At 37.2% G+C, this 17,797-nt stretch carries 13 protein-coding genes and 2 pseudogenes; 9 read left to right on the forward strand and 6 right to left on the reverse strand.

The window, feature by feature from the left end; translation table 11 throughout:
• Positions 1-54: 54 nt before the first annotated feature.
• The 5 genes and pseudogenes from AC4CUY_RS04740 to AC4CUY_RS04760 all read right to left on the reverse strand — a co-directional run.
• A pseudogene (locus tag AC4CUY_RS04740) lies at positions 55-1,101 on the reverse strand (amino acid aminotransferase); the annotation flags it as partial.
• Positions 1,102-1,108: 7 nt separating this feature from the next.
• Positions 1,109-1,450, reverse strand: a pseudogene (locus AC4CUY_RS04745) (IS66 family transposase); the annotation flags it as partial.
• Between the two features lie 113 nt (positions 1,451-1,563).
• Entirely contained in the window at positions 1,564-1,677 is a 114-nt protein-coding gene (gene tnpB, locus AC4CUY_RS04750) for an IS66 family insertion sequence element accessory protein TnpB (protein WP_419328474.1), read from the reverse strand.
• Positions 1,678-1,693: 16 nt separating this feature from the next.
• Positions 1,694-2,971, reverse strand: a complete 1,278-nt coding sequence (locus AC4CUY_RS04755; RefSeq protein ID WP_419328413.1) for a tyrosine-type recombinase/integrase — start codon at positions 2,969-2,971, stop codon at positions 1,694-1,696.
• Positions 2,972-3,930: 959 nt separating this feature from the next.
• Entirely contained in the window at positions 3,931-4,842 is a 912-nt protein-coding gene (locus AC4CUY_RS04760; protein WP_336952666.1) for a LysR substrate-binding domain-containing protein, read from the reverse strand.
• A 150-nt stretch (positions 4,843-4,992) separates the two neighbouring features.
• On the opposite strand from AC4CUY_RS04760, the gene AC4CUY_RS04765 reads away from it, so the two are divergent.
• The 6 genes from AC4CUY_RS04765 to AC4CUY_RS04790 all read left to right on the forward strand — a co-directional run bounded on the left by AC4CUY_RS04765 (position 4,993) and on the right by AC4CUY_RS04790 (position 11,563).
• Positions 4,993-5,742, forward strand: coding sequence for an SDR family NAD(P)-dependent oxidoreductase (locus AC4CUY_RS04765; RefSeq protein WP_419819526.1), 750 nt, complete (start codon positions 4,993-4,995; stop codon positions 5,740-5,742).
• A 77-nt stretch (positions 5,743-5,819) separates the two neighbouring features.
• Positions 5,820-7,118 (forward strand): MFS transporter, encoded by a 1,299-nt coding sequence (locus AC4CUY_RS04770; RefSeq protein WP_336952664.1) that lies wholly within the window; start codon positions 5,820-5,822, stop codon positions 7,116-7,118.
• Positions 7,119-7,133: 15 nt separating this feature from the next.
• Positions 7,134-7,979, forward strand: coding sequence for a transketolase (locus AC4CUY_RS04775; protein ID WP_336952663.1), 846 nt, complete (start codon positions 7,134-7,136; stop codon positions 7,977-7,979).
• A gap of 13 nt (positions 7,980-7,992) precedes the next feature.
• Positions 7,993-8,997, forward strand: coding sequence for a transketolase family protein (locus tag AC4CUY_RS04780; protein WP_336952662.1), 1,005 nt, complete (start codon positions 7,993-7,995; stop codon positions 8,995-8,997).
• A 162-nt stretch (positions 8,998-9,159) separates the two neighbouring features.
• Entirely contained in the window at positions 9,160-10,416 is a 1,257-nt protein-coding gene (locus AC4CUY_RS04785; RefSeq protein ID WP_483770180.1) for a carbohydrate porin, read from the forward strand.
• A 442-nt stretch (positions 10,417-10,858) separates the two neighbouring features.
• A complete protein-coding gene (locus AC4CUY_RS04790) occupies positions 10,859-11,563 on the forward strand; it encodes a hypothetical protein (protein WP_419328418.1) in 705 nt (234 codons plus the stop codon).
• A 198-nt stretch (positions 11,564-11,761) separates the two neighbouring features.
• Here AC4CUY_RS04790 and proP read toward each other — a convergent pair whose 3' ends face one another.
• Entirely contained in the window at positions 11,762-13,243 is a 1,482-nt protein-coding gene (proP, locus tag AC4CUY_RS04795) for a glycine betaine/L-proline transporter ProP (protein ID WP_490773733.1), read from the reverse strand.
• Positions 13,244-13,939: 696 nt separating this feature from the next.
• Here proP and AC4CUY_RS04800 point away from each other — a divergent pair.
• The 3 genes from AC4CUY_RS04800 (at position 13,940) to AC4CUY_RS04810 (ending at position 17,795) form a co-directional block, all read left to right on the forward strand.
• The gene (locus AC4CUY_RS04800; RefSeq protein WP_336952657.1) at positions 13,940-14,554 is read left to right on the forward strand and encodes a MarC family protein; all 615 of its coding nucleotides are present in this window, start codon (positions 13,940-13,942) and stop codon (positions 14,552-14,554) included.
• Positions 14,555-14,834: 280 nt separating this feature from the next.
• On the forward strand, positions 14,835-17,039 hold the full coding sequence (locus AC4CUY_RS04805) for a TonB-dependent siderophore receptor (protein WP_490773734.1): 2,205 nt from the start codon (positions 14,835-14,837) through the stop codon (positions 17,037-17,039).
• 153 nt (positions 17,040-17,192) lie between these two features.
• Positions 17,193-17,795, forward strand: coding sequence for a TetR/AcrR family transcriptional regulator (locus AC4CUY_RS04810; RefSeq protein ID WP_490773735.1), 603 nt, complete (start codon positions 17,193-17,195; stop codon positions 17,793-17,795).
• The last annotated feature ends 2 nt before the right edge of the window (positions 17,796-17,797 follow it).

Raw genomic sequence — 17,797 nt, forward strand, 5'->3', positions numbered from 1 at the left:
AGATCAAGACGGGTTACCCGTCTTGGTCGTGTACGCTTTTAAATATGGTGAATCTTAGGCTTGAGCAGGTGCTTTTGCTATAACTTTAGCGACAGCTTTGGCAACTACACAAACATTGTTCATGTTTAAGCCCGCTACACAAATACGACCACTATGTACTAAATAAATCGCATACTCTTCACGTAAAGTATTGACTTGCTCTGCCGTTAAGCCAGTGTAGCTAAACATCCCTTTCTGTTCGACTAAGTAGTTGAAGTCACGCTCAGGAAGGGCTTTGGTGAGTTCATCTTTCAAAATACGACGCATTTTAATAATACGTTCACGCATTTCTTTAACTTCATTTTGCCACTGTTGATTTAACGCGTGGTCATTCAAGACTTGGTCAACCAACCATGCACCTGTTGTAGGAGGGCTAGAGTAGATACGGCGTACAGTTGCTTTCAATTGACCGAAGGTACATTGAGCAGTCGCTGTATCATCACATACAAAGGTTAAACCACCGACACGTTCACCGTAGAGTGAGAAAATCTTAGAGAATGAGTTGCTGACAATAAAGTTTAAGCCAGCTTGGTCAAGTGCACGAATTGCATAAGCATCTTGTTCCATGCCTTCACCAAAACCTTGGTACGCAATGTCCAAGAATGGAATAAGTTGACGTGCTTTTAGTACGGCAATCACTTGATCCCATTGAGTAGGGGGTAAATCTGCACCTGTCGGGTTGTGGCAGCAAGGGTGAAGTAATACTACGTTTTGTTCTGGTAACTGTTGTAAGCACGACAACATACCGTCAAAGTCTACACCACGTGTTTCTGCATCAAAGTATGGATAGAAATGGGTCTTTAAGCCAGCACCATTAAAGATGGCAATATGGTTGTCCCAAGTCGGTTGGCTTACCCAAACTTCAGAGTTTGGAAAGTAATTTTTTAAGAAGTCAGCACCGACTTTTAGTGCACCAGAACCACCTAAAGTTTGAATTGTTACAGCACGACCACTTTGCACTGCTGGGCTATTTTCACCAAATAACAAAGCTTGAATTGCATCGCGGTAAGGTTTGAAACCTTCCATTGGCAAATACAGTTTGGTTTTGCTTTGTTGTGGCTCAAGATGCTGTTTTATCCGCATTCAGCCGTTCCAATTCTAAATCAATTGCTGCGATATCTTCTTCAACTGCTTCATCTAACAGGCTGATTTGTTTGGCAGTGAGGTGTTCATTCCTCTGAGCGAATTTATGCCGTTTAAACAGCGCCAGTTCATGCACAGATTTTTGCGTGAGAATGGAAAGATGTTGATTGGTGACTTCAAGATGTTTAACTTTGGCATCCAATTGCCAGTTTGATTTTTCTAATTCTTGATTTGATTGTGCCAGAGGCTGATGCTGCATCGCCAACTGCTGTGTAAATTCCAGTAATTGTTCATGGCTCAGTTGGCTTAAATCAGGCAGCGTATTCATGACCGCAGTATGCCTGAGGTCATGACAAGAATGAAATAGAACATTCGGAGAATAGCAGAATGCACTCGTCTAGTTTAGAGCATAGTGACCACCTGCTGTCATCCAATGTGCTGCTAGGGCAAACCCTGAATCAGTGCTTGTAACTGTTCCAGGCTGAGGGCTACTGTTTCACCTTGACGCAGCTGAGCCCAGTGAAATTTACCGTGTTCCAACCGTCGGGCACACAGCTAGATGCCCAGTCCATCATGGAGTGAAGGGTATGCAAAATTTAGCCCAATCAGTCATCAATCCTTTACGTTTTTCGAGATAAGCTCCACGTAAATAGGCGGCTTCAACTTCATCAGGTAATTTATGTGCAAGGACATGTTCACAAACTTCACGAGGGTAATCGGTCATATCAGCAGACCAGTCACGAAATGTTGAGCGAAAACCATGCGTTGTAATCACTCGGTTTTGTTTGGGGTCAATATAGCCTAAGCAATTTTCCTTTAGCTTCTGTTCATGCATGCGCTTAATCAAAGCAGTCAAAGACATATCTGAAAGCATGCCGCCACCGCGAGGTGCAGGGAAAATATAGCCTTGTGATTGTGTATAAATCTGAATAGATTTCAATAACTCAATTACTGGTTCTGAAAGTGGAACACGATGCTCTTTTTCAGCTTTCATGCGCTCTTTAGGAATAGTCCAGACTTTATTTTTCAAATCAATTTCTTGCCAAGTTGCTCCAAAAATTTCCCCAGAGCGACATGCTGTTAAAATTGCAAATTCTAGTGCCTTTGGAGAAATACCATCTTTTTGGCGAAGGTGTTGAACAAATGTAGAGACTTGATCATAAGGCAAAGAAGGGTGGGGACGTGATTCCTGCTTTAAATTACCTAATATAGGTTCAAGATTACCTTTCCATTCAGCAGGGTTGTCACCTTCAAAATACTCCATAGCCTTTGCATAATCAAAAATAGTCTCAATACGACCACGAAGCCTTTTAGCTGTTTCATTTTTCTCAGCCCAGATTGGTTCTAAAACTTTAGCAATATCAACTTTAGTAATTGTGCCAATACTAATATCACCAAGAGTAGGATAGATATAAGTTTCTAATGTAGAAGACCATTGAGCAATATGCTTCTGATTTTTTAATTCACGAGATTTATTGCTAATCACAATCTGAGCACATTCACGAAAAGTACGATTACGAAGTTTTTGAATACGTAAAGCTTGAAGTTGATCTTGTTTTAGTTGGATAGGATCAATCCCATTTCGAATTTGAGCTTTCATTTCATGAGCTTTAGCCCTTGCCTCGGCGAGTGATACCTCAGGGTAAGAACCCAATCCAATATCACGGCGATGAAGATGCATTTTCCCGTTTTCATCAAAGCGCTGACCTACAACAACACGTAGAACCCAAGCACGAGAGTTATTCACAATACGTAGGTGTAAACCACCTACACCACCGACAGCATGTCTACCATTATCCTTGATTTTTGCTACACTGAGTGCAGAGAGCTCTTTAGCTTTCTTAGGCATAGGATTGTTCTTGTCCCACATAATAACCCACATAGAATATTAGAAATGATCGGATTGGGCAAGACGTGGTTGGAATGATTTTATTTCAACTAATTGAAAAATAAATTTATATTGGATTTATTTGGACTGTATAAAACAAGTGTTATACGGACACCGCTTCCGCCAAATATTTAAAAGACCCTTAAATTTTTAAGGGTCTTTTTTTTGCTTTGATTTTGTCTCACTTACTCTATATAAAATTTTAAAAATAAAGCTATATAAGCCCTAAAATAAAGTGCTGATATGATTTGCTAAAATAATTTGCTTGGTTTGATTGAATTTTTTATATGAATGCTCAGGAGCAGGAAAAGCTCTGATTAACAGCTCAGGATTAAGATTTAGAGGCTTTTAAAATGTCTTGATAATGATCTTAAACTGAGCCCATGGACAGAATACATTTTATTTGACTACTATATTGAATGACCTGTATGGATTGTTAATGGTCAAACTTGTCAGAGACAAATTAGTCAAAGCATTGAAGAACCACATGTCCATTGGTGGATTAGTCAACTGTAGGGCTTTGGGTTGTTGATATGTCAGCTTAGATGAGTTGGATGAGCTGAGTACATTTATTTTTATAACCACAGGATTTAGCAATATCCGTACTTTTACAGCATGTTGCCTTACTATCATGTTGCTTCCTATGGATTGCTTTTATACTTACCTTTACAACTAATGTGTAGAAAAAAACTCTACACAAAATTATTGAACATCTGTCTATAACGTACATTTAACTTTAAGCGAAGGAGCGAATTTACTGGATTAGATTCAACGTGCTTTGCAGGTTTATAATAGCTCGCATGAATAACCATGCTAGAAATCATTTTTTAAGAGTGGCAAGGTATCGTAGAAAGACCTTTTATTATAAGCGAATAGGTCTTAGTTTGATTTAAATGGATGCACTATGCTCTGAGTGATCATTATTTATCTTTAATGATTTCGTCACCAATCCAGTTTAAAAAATGGTTCACTTTGAGAATGTTCTCATGGGTACGTGGATAAACTAAGTGGTGTGCAGATATGGGTACGGATAAGTCATCATGAAAGACTTTGACAAGTTTTCCTGAATCTAGATAATTTTGGGTAAGTAAATTGCTTTCAAGAACGAATCCAAGCCCATGAGTTGCAGCTTCAAGCGACATGTATGAGCGATCAAAACTAAAAGTATAAGGAAATTCAGGAATACTCAGCCCTTGGTGTGCAAACCATTGAGGCCATGTCACGAGAGTAGACTTTGACAAAATTAATTCTTTTTTTAGTAGATCTTTAGGCTCAGATACTGGACTACGTTCAAGTAGTTTTGGGGAGGCAAGAACTTCTAATTTTTCACTTCGAAAAGTTCTAATTTCGACACCTGTCCAATTTGGAATACCATGACGAATATCAATATCAATTTTATCACGCGTAAAATGAAGGTTTTCATAAGAGCAAGATAAATTCACTTGAATGAGAGGATATTGTTCTTTAAATGATTCTAATCTTGGCAATAACCACAGAAGTCCAAAGCTAGGTGATGAATGGATATATAAACTATCTTTTGGGCTTTTATCTGATGCTTGTTCAGTCGCTAACATCAAATTATGCAAGATAGTGGTGACATCTTGATAATAACGTTCACCTGAAGGCGTTAAGGTCACTCCTCGTGCGCCTCTTATAAATAAGCTTTGACCAATCATTTCTTCTAGTTTTGCTATTTGATGACTGACAGCAGATGGTGTGAGATTCAAAACTTCTGCCGCTTTTGCCACATTTCCTAATCGAGCAGTTTGCTCAAACGCTTGTAAGGTTTTTATTGCAGGTACCTGATTGTAATTTTTTTCACTATTGTTCATTTAAAATTCCATTTTTCTTTCGAATACAAACTAAAAATATCATAGGCATGAATAAAATTCACGCCTAGTTGAGTTTAACCTTATTGCTGCTCACCGTGAAAAAAGAGAATCTAATGATGAATAAATATGTTGAAGATAAGAGGAATAGACATGTTACTACAAGGAAAGGTAGCGTTAATCACAGGTGCTGCATCAGAGCGTGGTATTGGTCGTGCAACAGCAGAAATCTTTGCACAGCAAGGCGCTAAAGTCATTATTGTTGATCTAGATCTTGTGCAAAGCCAGAATGCAGCTAAAGCATTGGGCGAAGGTCATTTAGGTCTAGCAGCAAATGTTGCAAATGAAGAACAAGCACACGCTACTGTGGAAAAAGCCCTTCAACACTATGGAAAAATTGATATTTTGGTCAATAATGCAGGCATTACCCAACCTGTAAAAACATTAGATATCAAACGTAATGATTATGACCGTATTTTGGATGTCAGTCTGCGAGGAACACTCATTATGTCTCAGGCAGTAATTCCCTCAATGAAAGAAAACGGTGGAGGAAGTATTGTGTGCTTATCATCCGTTTCGGCACAACGAGGTGGTGGTATTTTTGGTGGTCCACACTACAGTGCTGCCAAAGCTGGGGTTTTAGGATTAGGTAAAGCGATGGCTCGCGAGTTTGGTGCAGATAATATTCGTGTCAACTCACTTACACCAGGTCTTATTCAAACAGATATTACGGGTGGTTTAATAAATGATGATCGTCGTCATGACATTCTTGCAGGTATTCCACTTGGTCGCTTAGGCAGAGCACAAGATGTTGCAAATGCAGCGTTATTTTTAGCCAGTGATCTATCAGCCTATTTAACAGGTGTAACTTTAGACGTAAATGGCGGCATGTTGATTCACTAAAACACAGTATTAGAAAATCTAAAATAGAGACATGGCCATGAGAGGATATTGTGGCCAATTGTAAAGGGACTCGCATGATGGATACCGTATTTTCATCTGATACAGATGCTATTCGTAAATCTGCATATCGAAAAATTGCATTTCGGCTGATGCCATTTTTAATGCTTTGTTATTTTTGTGCTTACCTAGACCGTGTAAATGTTGGTTTTGCCAAACTTCAAATGATGAGTGATTTACAGTTTAGTGAAGCTGTTTATGGACTCGGAGCAGGTATTTTCTTTATAGGATATTTCTTATGTGAAGTACCTAGCAATATTGTGCTTCATAAAGTTGGTGCTCGACGTTGGATTGCCCGAATTATGATTACATGGGGTATTTTATCAGGCTGTTTTGCATTTGTTGAAACAGAATGGCAATTCTATACCTTGCGCTTTTTACTCGGTGTTGCTGAGGCAGGGTTAGCACCAGGTTTATTACTTTATCTTACATATTGGTTCCCATCTTATCGTCGGGCCCGTATGACCGTGCTTTGGTTTATTGCGATTCCAATTTCGGGAATGATTGGCGGTCCTCTATCTGGCTTAATCATGGATCAAATGAACAATGTGCAGGGATGGTATGGCTGGCAATGGATGTTCGTTATTGAAGCGATACCCACGGTACTTGTTGGTTTATTGGTGCTAATCATTTTAAAAGACTCTGTTCAAGATGCACATTGGTTAACAAGTGCTGAAAAGAATTTAGTTCAGCAAGAAATCGCTCAAGATAATCAACAGAAAGAAGGGCATAGCAGTATTAAAGACTTCATTAGTGATAAACGCTTGTGGTTACTTGCGGGAATCTACTTTTGTGTCGTAATGGGACAATATGCAATTACTTTCTGGTTGCCGACATTAATTCGTAACTCAGGTATTAGCGACAACTGGCATATTGGCTTGTTGACCAGCCTACCTTATATATGTGCCATAGTTGTAATGCTGTTAGCAGGCCGTAGCGGAGATCACTTTAGAGAGCGTCGCTGGCATTTAATTATTCCTATGTGTGCTGGTGCAGTTGCACTGACCTTCGCAACATTGTTTGCCTCAAATCTAACCCTATCGCTGATTTGTTTATGTATTGCAGCATCAGGTGTACTCACCGCATCTTCTTTGTTTTGGATGTTACCAACCAACTTTTTAGGAGGTGTTTCAGCTGCTGCGGGTATTGCTGGAATCAATAGTTTTGCCAACCTCGCTGGATTTTGTTCTCCGTTTCTTATCGGCTGGATTACGACTAATACAGGTTCGAATGCGATTGGCATGTTCTTAATCACAGCAGTTTTATTTGTCGGTGCCAGCCTAGTACTGGGCGTTCCAGCAAAACTTGTTAATCGTTAATAAGAGAAGTTAATCATGTCAAATATTAATAAAGAAGTTCGTATTGCTGAACTACAGCAACGTGCATATAACATTCGTCAACATGCGTTACGTATGGGACAAGTACAGGGCCAAGGTTATATTGGACAGGCCTTAGGTGCAGCCGATCTACTTGCAGTTTCTTATTTTCATGCAATGAAATATCAGCCTGAGAATCCTGAATGGGAAGGGCGAGATCGCTTTTATCTTTCAATAGGTCATTATGCAATTGCTTTATATGCTGCTTTGATTGAAGCAAACGTGATTCCACTTGAAGAACTTGAAACGTATGGTTCTGATGACAGTCGTTTACCTATGTCAGGCATGGCAACGTATACCCCTGGTATGGAGATCACAGGAGGTTCGCTAGGTCATGGTTTGGGTATTGCGGTAGGTGCTTGCCTTGGATTAAAACAAAAGAAATCAGAGTCATTTATTTATAACCTCTTATCAGATGGTGAGCTCAATGAGGGCTCGACATGGGAAGCCGTAATGTCGGCTTCACATTGGAAATTAGATAATCTAATTGCAATTATTGATGTGAATAATCAGCAAGCCGATGGGCATTCATGTGAAATTCTAGCTTTTGAACCGATTATAGATCGTTGGCAATCATTTGGCTGGTATACCCAACGCGTAGATGGCAACAATATGGAAGCTTTACTTGATGCTTTTGATCAAGCGAAAAGCTACGAAGGAGCATGCCCAAGAGTAATTATTTGCGATACCAAAATGGGTAAAGGTGTTTCATTTTTAGAAAGCCGTGAAAAAACACATTTTATTCGCGTGGATGAACGCGAATGGGATGAAGCTTTAAATATATTAACCCATTACGGCAAATAAGGAGTTTAGATCCATGAGCCAATTAGCGAACTCTCCAAAGAAAAAATTAAAAACGTCTGCAATGATTGCTTCGATTGCTGCTGAAGGCCAACCAACCAAACCTGCACCATTTGGACATGCTTTAAATGCCTTGGTGAAAGAGCGTGATGATATCGTTGGATTATCAGCAGATTTATCCAAATATACAGATTTGCATATTTTTGCTAACCAAAACCCAGACAAATTCTTTCAAATGGGAATGGCAGAACAACTCCTGATGAGTGCTGCTGCTGGATTAGCTCGAGAAGGATTCGTTCCTTTTGCCACGACTTATGCTGTATTTGCTTCACGCCGAGCTTACGATTTTATCTGTATGGCGATTGCCGAAGATAATTTGAACGTAAAAATTGTAGCAGCCCTTCCTGGTTTAACTACAGGATATGGGCCAAGTCACCAAGCAACAGAAGATATTGCAATTTTCCGTGGAATGCCAAATTTAATGATCATTGATCCATGTGATGCCTTGGAAATTGAACAGGCTATTCCACAGATTGCTGCTCATCAAGGTCCTGTTTATATGCGCTTGTTACGTGGTCAAGTTCCATTGGTACTGGATAAATATAATTACCAATTTAAATTAGGTAAGGCTCAAGTGATTAAACCTGGCAAAGACCTGTTGATTATTTCTACAGGACTGCTGACGATGCGCGCTCTTGAGGCAGCTGAAGAACTTAAAAAAGAAGGAATTGAGGTTTCAGTTCTACATGTTCCAACCATTAAGCCTCTTGATGAACAGACCATTTTAGATGAGGTAGCTAAAGGAGGACGACCTGTACTTACTGCTGAAAATCATTCTGTAGTTGGTGGTTTAGGTGAAGCAGTTGGAACCTTGTTATTAAGAAATGGGCAACATCCACGTTTTGACATGATTGGTTTGCCCGATGCATTTTTAGATGCAGGTGCGCTGCCGACATTGCATGATCGATATGGTATTTCTGTTGAAGCAGTTAAAGAGAAAATTAAAAATCACTTAACCTAAGAGAATCCAATTTTGTTAGTGAATTGAGCATGGTGTACGACAGGAGTCTTGCCATGCTGCAATTTTCTCATACCACTTTTACTCCATTTAACCATTCAAAATATAGCTTATTCAATTAGTTATTTAGGGAAACTTATTTTCAAAATTTGCAGGGATTGTGCAATGAACAAAATTAATTTTTTATGTCTTATTGGTGTACTTATTGGAACAAATACGGCTTGTTTTGCTGGAAACTTATTCGATGTGAATCGGAAAAATTTAATAGGGCAAGGTGAACGAACAGCTTTAGCAGATAAAGGGATCAAATTTGATGGTAGTTTAAATCTCGATATTGCTTACTTGGCAGACGGTGGATATGTCTCACGACAAGATCCAACATATGTTAGCCAGTTTTCACTTGGTTCAACCTTAGATTTAGAAAAATTGATAAATCTAGACGGGCTGAGTGTTCGAGCATTAATTATGGCAAGACAAGGGCAGAGTGTATCAGTAGAACAGATCTCCGATCCGCAAGTACCACAATTGGCCAATGTACAGGCAAATTATGGTCGAGGAAATTCGGGTACAAGACTTGCAGAACTATCGATCGAAAAGAATTTTAGTAACGCAACTACCAGTATTCGAGTTGGGCGTTTTGCCATGGGAACTTATTTCAATGTGATGTCTTGTGACTTTCAAAATAATTCTTTTTGCGGTGCGCAAATGGGGAAATGGCAAGGCAGTAAATGGATTAATGCACCTGTAAGCCAATGGGCTGTAATGTCTAAATATAGTTTCAACCCTGAGGCTTTTATACAATTTGGTGTATTTGAATATAACCAAACAAACTTGGAAGAAAGTGAAGGATGGAATTTGGATACAAAAGATGCCGATGGCGTCAATATTCCTGTTGAGCTTGTCTGGCAGCCGAAACAGGCGATTAATAACTTAGCTGGTATCTATCGTATAGGTGCATTTTACAATACGGCTGATGATCTCAAAAATCAAAAAGACATCGTTACAGGAGAACCAAAATCTCACACATATGGGATGTGGGGAGTCGTAGAACAACAGTTAACCAAAAATGGCTCAAGTCATCAGGGGCTATACGCTTTTGTGAACTTTAGTTTTCATGATCAAACCACTAACAAAGTTGGAAATATGCAACAGATGGGTTTAAAGTACATTGGACTTTTAAATCATTATCCCAATGACATTGTAGGTTTTGCTGCGAATAGAGTTCATGTGAGTGATCGTTACAGCCAAACACAGCAAGCCATTAACAAGGATGCTGAATATAATATTGAGTTGAACTATTCATATTTCCCAATGAAATGGTTGATGCTTAGACCTAATATTCAATATGTAATCAATCCTGGGGCAACGAGTTATGTGGATAATGCTCTAGTGCTGGGCTTAAGCTCGAAAATTATTTTTTAAAAATATATCTACTATAAGAGTTGAACGATATTTTTTAAATTTCTAATATTTAAATTATCACTTTTTTTAGAGCTAAATTAAGGGAATATTTTTTATTCTCTTAATTTATGAAAAATCGTCGTTTTCAATAGCTAAAAATTATAGGTATAGGTCAATCCGCTGTTGGTGGTGATGGTCACCTCATGCACATTTTCAGCAGCACACATCATACAAAGGTAGGCAGTCTCTCTAGAGAATAAAGATTATTGATATTATCAAAAAAATATATTTGAATTAACTAAAGAAAAAGGCTCATGGATTTGATATATTTTTATTAAAGACAAAGTCACTAGCAATATACACTGGCATATACCAAATAGGTTTTTTGGCTAGAAGTTTTTAATCTTTAGGGTAAAGTTAGATATTAGTGAACATAAAATGATTGTAAGTTTTCAAGTTAAAAATGTCTAAAAAGCCTTATCTATCAACAGAAATGCAAAAATACCAAACAAAGCAAAAAAGACAAAATAAATTACTTTTGCAACTTTCCATTCTTCTATTTATCCCGCCTTTATTGTTATTTCCCGCGTATCCAAGAAATGATTGGCAATATTCCATTTATAAGTACATCACAGAAAATTTGTTGATTACAGTAGGTTCAAAAGGACCACTACCATTTTTTACTATTCTTTCTAGTATATACATTACAATCATTATGTTTTTCTTAAGTTGCTATGTCTGCTGGTTATTCTTAAAAAAGTATGGCATTCAAGAAAACTTCCAAAAAAAAATTTACAGTTTATTCTTACAATTCGAATTTTCTTCTTCATATAAATATCCTTGGTTAGAAATACCAATAATCAAAAAAACATTAGTTTCGAGCATTTTTATTTTATGTTTTCTTGGCAGTATATGGCACTTTGTTCATGATGAAATTTCATTTCAAAGTGGTAGTCGTAAAGGTGCACTCATAGAATGGAGTTACAACTATAGAATAGGCGTATTGTTCTGGGAGTTTATTATTAGCTTGTTGAGCATCTCGCCTATTTTTTATTTCTTTCTTTTATTCATTTATCTCAGCAATTACTATTTCCGTGGGTTGGGAACTGGGAAAATTCTTTTTTCCAAAAGAAACAGCAAAACTAAAAAACGTAAGAAAAAAAGATGATTTTGTTAATTCTGCCATATTGTCTTATCCTGTAATAGAACAACACTTATCTCATAAAATGCTCAATCAATTTCTTAGGGCACTTTAATATTCTCGTGGCGTCTATACCATGCACTCCAACATATTTATGTTCTTGCTTGTCACAAATATGGAGGCTTATCCAACACGATCATGCTGAATAAGCCCATTTAAAAATCATCAATCAATATCAGGATGCTGTTTGGCAAGGTGATCACGTTTTTCTTGTAGTTCTTCGATTTTTTGATCAATTTTTTCGATTTTCTGCTCAATATTTCCATGATATTGCTCTAGAAGTTCCTCAGCTTCTTCAGGATCAACCGCCATTGGCTTGGCGCCTTTAAGTGGTAAATTTGCTGTTTCTTTAAGATAAATCGCAGTAATAACACCAAAGCAGCCACAAATCACCAGATAATAGGCTGGCACCATAATATTTTGAGTTGTTTCAACCAACGTTGCTGTGATGGTAGGTGTTAAACCTGCAATCACCACTGAAATATTAAAGGCAATTGCAAGTGCGCTATAGCGAATTTCAGTTGGAAACAATGCGGGTAGGGTTGAAGCCATTATTCCAATCAGCATATTGAGTGAAAGTGCCAACATCAACAGACCCAAGAAAATTAAATAAACATTATTTGTGGCAAGCAATATAAAGGCTGGATATGACAAAACAATCAGTGCAAAACTCCCTGCAAAGACAAATGGTCGACGACCAATTTTATCACTTAGCATTCCCACGAATGGCTGGACAAAGAGCATTCCGACCATTACTGCAATAATAATCAAAACGCCGTGATTCTCTGAGTAGCCTAAGTTATGTGAGAAATAACTTGGTAAATAGGTAAGTAGCATGTAATAGGTGACATTGGTACACAGAACTAGACCAACACATACCAATAGACTGCGCTTATGTTCACGGAAAATTTGTTTGAAACCCACTTTTTGCGGTTTTTTAGATAGTGACTGTTCTTCAGCATGCGCCTGAAAAGTCGGAGTTTCATCTAAAGAATGACGTAAATATAAGCCAATTAGTCCTAGTGGTAACGCTAAATAAAAAGGAATTCGCCAGCCCCAATCGACAAAGGCCGCTTCCCCCATGGAAAAACTAATCATTGAAACGACACCCGCCCCAACAACAAAACCTAAAATAGAACCAAAATCCAGCCAGCTTCCCATGAAACCACGTTTTCGATCTGGTGAATATTCCGCTACAAATATTGCAGCTCCAGCATATTCTCCTCCGACTGAAAAACCCTGAGCAATTTTTACAATGAGTAGCAGAATAGGGGCCCAAATTCCTATACTTTCATAGGATGGGATTAAGCCAATACCAAAAGTACTGACGGACATGATAATAATGGTGATCGCTAGGATCTTTTGACGACCGTATTTATCACCTAAATGCCCAAAAAACAATCCACCTAAAGGTCGAAATATAAAAGGTATAGAAAAGGTAGCGAGTGCAGCAATCATCTGTATACTAGGCGATGAATTGGGGAAAAAAACTTTTCCTAATACATAGGCGACATAGCCATACACACCAAAATCAAACCATTCGATTGCATTGCCTAAGGCTGCGGCTTTAATGGCTTTTTTTGTCTTATCATAATCAATAATTTCAACATCATCGATTTCAAGTGGTTTAATTTTTCTTTTAGACATAAATAGCTTAATCCTAATGAATGACTGTGTTTAAAAAATCTCTAAACCAAAGTCAAAAAAAATCTATCATGAGCAGAAATAATTAAAAAGATAACGCTAAGTTACATTTAAAATTTCAATGTCATAGAATTTTAATAAATATCAATTGATTATAATTTTAGTTTTTTTGTGGTTTTTATGTGTTGGGTAATCATGAATAAAATGTATGAGATCTGATGTAATTGTGTAATGAGTTTAACGTATATAAATGAATCAAAAGGATTGACAATAATAGTTGTGTTTCCTTTCGCTAAATTTTTTTTTTGCAGTGATTAAAGCTAAATTAAATGATAAAAGATGTTAAGACTAGAAATAGGCTATTAAGATGATGACTAAAGCAAAGAACAGCCGTTAAGTGTAATTTTATCAACAATCCAAATGCTAATGAGTGCAATATTAGTTATAACCATATCCAGCTTAAATGGGACGCTAAAACTGTATAAATATTTTTTATAGATAACAATGAGTCCATTTTATAAGGTCCTGAGTTTTTTAGCTTAAATGTTATATTTTTTGTAAAAATAAGTTATTAAAAACTAATGTAATTTACAATTTTAATGATTAGTTAGACAAAATATCTGGTCATTGAGAAGTACAATTTTTAGCAAGTCACCTATTTCCTGCTTTTTTCCTGTTTTTGTTTTATGGAAAGCCATTATGTTTTCAAATTATATTCATCCTTTTGTTTTGTTTTTCTCCTTACTTAATCCGTTTTTGATGAGTATTTATATGATCGGGATGATCAGACACACTGAAACTAAAGTATTTAATAAAGGTTTAGCACAAGGTGCTTTGATTGCTTATGTGGTTTTTATGCTTTTTGCATGGGGTGGCGAAGCAATTTTTAGTACTTATTTAAATGTTCGTTTTGAATCATTTCAGATTTTTGGTGGGCTAATTTTCTTGGTGATTGGCTATCGTTTTGTATTTCAAGGTGCAGATACTATCGGAGAAATGAGAGGAACTCCTGCACATTTGGCCAGTACCATGGCTATGCCATTTATGATTGGTCCAGGCACAATTAGTGCAGCTGTGGTGACAGGAGCGAGTATGTCTTTACTCGAATCCGCGGTGTTGATTGCTTTTACCTTATTTATTAGCTGTGGCATTTTAATGATCATGAAGTATGGGCATGACCACTTACGTTATAGCCATGCGAAATATATTGATCGCTATTTTGATATTGTTGGACGTTTATCTGCCTTGTTAATTGGGACTATTGCGATTGATATGATCGCGACAGGGATTATTGGTTTACTTGAAAAGTATTAATAATTATTTATATTTTTGATTTTTAAGATAATTATTAAATAAAAGCTGAAACATGATTTACGCTGAGGTGGGAGATCCACCTCAACATTATATCAAAGTTTATTCAGGACTATCATCTAGAAATCTTCTTAGCCTTTCAGATTGAGAGGCTGTCCATTTTATATCTTTGTCTAACAAAACGAATTTTAAGTAGAAAATAATGGAGGAATATAGAGATATATGTTGTTTTTATGTGAAATATAACGATAATGATTTTTATTTAGATTAAGAGTTTTATTTCATGGGTAGATGGATTTCTCAAAATCGGATCTTTGCTAAAAGTGCTATTTATCTTGCACTTTATAGTTGTTGGATTGGGACAAGTTATGCTGCGACGGAAGCAACAACAGAACAAACAAATGCTTTACCCATGATCGTTGTCACAGCAGAAAATAATACAGAAAATAACTACACTAAAAAGAATGCCAGTACATCTACTAAACTCGATTTGAGTATAAAAGAAACCCCACAATCTGTTTCAGTGATTACACGCAAACAAATCGAAGATATGGGTGCGACAAATTTGGGTGATGCATTATTAAATACAACAGGGATTTTGCTAACAGGGGATAATACGGAGAGAACCAACTTTTCAATTCGAGGGTTTAATGTTGGAGATGGTTGGAATTCAAATATATTGCAATATGATGGGGTTGCTGTAAATGCAAGTAATGTCACCTCATCTAAACCAGATATGGCAACCATTGAAAGTATTGAAGTATTACGAGGGGCAGCAGGGTTAATGCAAGGTTCAGGAGAACCGTCTGGTGCAATTAATCTTATTCGTAAAAAACCAACAGAAACTTTTCAAGCAAGTGGTGCTGTAAGTTATGGCTCATGGAACACAGTACGTGGAGAAATGGATGTTTCTGGTCCATTGAATCAATCTGGGAGCGTGCGTGGTCGTCTAGTGGTGGCAGGTCAAGATGGTGATTCATTTATGAAATCTGTTACTCGTGATTCTAATGTTTTATATGGAATCGTGAGCAGTGATTTAACTGAAAATACGCTATTGAATATTGGATATTCACGTCAAGGTGAACATGCAGTTCCCGTCAATACAATTCCTAACTATTTTAATGGTACTAAAATAGGCATCGATAATTCTAACTGTGGTTGTGATTACAGAGATTTTTGGGATAAAACCAATACACAAGGCTTCTTAGATATTAGCCATAAATTTGATAATGGGTGGGAAGTAAAAGCCAGCTATTTGAAGGCAAGATATGTCATGGATATGGCATTTACATCACTGGGATTATCTTCAACTACGACAAGTGCAGATAATGCTTTGGCAACTGTTTATAAGTACGGATATAACTATGAGCAAAAATTAGATATTTATGATTTTTTTGCAAAAGGTACATATCGATTATTTGGCCGTGAGCATGACCTAGTATTTGGCGCAAATCACAGCAAAAGTAATATTACAGGGGCATGGACAAGTTGGGACCAAGTTCTAGAAGATTATAGTTTGGTTGGTGGGGGGGAAACACCGACGCGTGACTATTTGTACGTCAATATCAAAAATTACAGTCCTTATCAATTACCTTATATCGCGCCACGTTATCAAAATACCAGTGTTGATCAGGTACGTCAGACAGGATTCTATCTCACCACTCGCTTAAATATTATTGATCCTCTCAAAGTTATTGCAGGTGTGCGCCAAAGCAATTATGAAAGTGTAAACGAATATAAGAAATCTAATATTTTAACACCCTACTTTGGGCTTACTTACGATATCAATGATGCATTGACTGCATATGCGAGTTATACCGATACTTTTGTTGTTCAAAATGCTAAAGATCGTTATGAGACATTACTTGATCCAGTACAAGGTAATGTTTATGAAATTGGTTTGAAAGCAGGTCTTTGGGATGATCGTTTAATTGCATCAGTTGCTGGATTTAAAACCAATCAAATAAATCGGTCAATACGAGATGAAAGTTCGAAAGGTCAGTGTCCGTTTAATGGTGGTGAGGCTTATTGTAATGTTGCATCGGGTGAGGTGATCAGTAAAGGGATTGAAACTGAGATTCGTGGTGAAATTATCCCCAATCTTAACTTAAGTTTCGGCTATACATACAATACTACGGAATATGCAAACGACCCTACAAATCAAGGTTTGGTTTTTAATGAGGATACGCCTGAACATATTGCACGTTTATTTGCGACCTATAAGTTTGCAAATAATTTAATCCTAGGCGGCGGTGCAAATTATCAAAGTACTTGGAAAGTGGGTCGTTATAGCGAACATCCTTATCGTCAGCCTGGATATACGATTGCTAACTTGGTGGCGAGTTATCCATTAAGTGATAAAGTGAATATTGCATTGAATATCAATAATATTTTTGACAAAGAATATTATTCACAAATTTATAGTGATGGAACTATTCGTTTTGGTAATCCTCGAAATGCAACGCTCACCTTACGCGCAAAGTTTTAAATCAATCGAAGGATGGCTGATATTTTCAGCCATTCACTAAAATAACAATCCAATTGACACCTTAAAATACACTCAAAACCTCAACAAATTTTCTTAATTAAATTTTTTATAAATTTATAGACGACTGGTCTATTATTAACTTATAGTGTGTGTATGAAACAATCAGATAAAAGTGAAGCGACTCGACAACATATCTTAAATACTAGTTTTAAGTTGGTATTACATAAAGGTTTTGTCGGCGTCGGCTTACAGGAAATTTTAACGACTTGCGGTGTACCCAAAGGCTCGTTCTATTATTACTTTTCTTCCAAAGAAGCATTTGGTTGTGCGCTTTTACAGCAATACCTTGCTGATTATAAAGTGAAAATCGATCAATTAATTCTACAAGAAGAGCGGAGTGCTTATGCGCGTTTAGTTGCACTTTGGCAAGCATGGATTGATGATCCATGCCATAACGATGGTGGTTGGGCTGAGAATTGCCTAATTGTAAAACTTGCAGCTGAGGTTTCAGATTTATCGGAAGATATGCGTCAGATTTTAAATTTTGGTGTAACCAAGCTGACAGAACGCATTGCAAATTTACTTAGTGACGGACAACAGGATGGCTCAATTCCACAACATATTGAGCCTGAGAAAATGGCACAAACCATGTATCAACTCTGGTTAGGCGCAGCTTTATTGGCGAAACTTGCACAGAACAAACAGCCACTTTATCTGGCTTTAGAAACCACACAGCAATTACTAAAACCTATATAGGA

Source organism: Acinetobacter sp. 778_lipA (assembly GCF_058242985.1).

Coding starts and splice junctions, on each gene's coding strand:
- AC4CUY_RS04770 (WP_336952664.1), top strand. CDS start 5,820: ATGGATACCGTATTTTCATCTGATACAGATGCTATTCGTAAATCTGCA.
- AC4CUY_RS04790 (WP_419328418.1), top strand. CDS start 10,859: ATGTCTAAAAAGCCTTATCTATCAACAGAAATGCAAAAATACCAAACA.
- AC4CUY_RS04780 (WP_336952662.1), top strand. CDS start 7,993: ATGAGCCAATTAGCGAACTCTCCAAAGAAAAAATTAAAAACGTCTGCA.
- AC4CUY_RS04755 (WP_419328413.1), bottom strand. CDS start 2,971: ATGCCTAAGAAAGCTAAAGAGCTCTCTGCACTCAGTGTAGCAAAAATC.
- AC4CUY_RS04800 (WP_336952657.1), top strand. CDS start 13,940: ATGTTTTCAAATTATATTCATCCTTTTGTTTTGTTTTTCTCCTTACTT.
- AC4CUY_RS04785 (WP_483770180.1), top strand. CDS start 9,160: ATGAACAAAATTAATTTTTTATGTCTTATTGGTGTACTTATTGGAACA.
- AC4CUY_RS04765 (WP_419819526.1), top strand. CDS start 4,993: ATGTTACTACAAGGAAAGGTAGCGTTAATCACAGGTGCTGCATCAGAG.
- AC4CUY_RS04760 (WP_336952666.1), bottom strand. CDS start 4,842: ATGAACAATAGTGAAAAAAATTACAATCAGGTACCTGCAATAAAAACC.
- AC4CUY_RS04775 (WP_336952663.1), top strand. CDS start 7,134: ATGTCAAATATTAATAAAGAAGTTCGTATTGCTGAACTACAGCAACGT.
- proP (WP_490773733.1), bottom strand. CDS start 13,243: ATGTCTAAAAGAAAAATTAAACCACTTGAAATCGATGATGTTGAAATT.
- AC4CUY_RS04810 (WP_490773735.1), top strand. CDS start 17,193: ATGAAACAATCAGATAAAAGTGAAGCGACTCGACAACATATCTTAAAT.
- AC4CUY_RS04805 (WP_490773734.1), top strand. CDS start 14,835: ATGGGTAGATGGATTTCTCAAAATCGGATCTTTGCTAAAAGTGCTATT.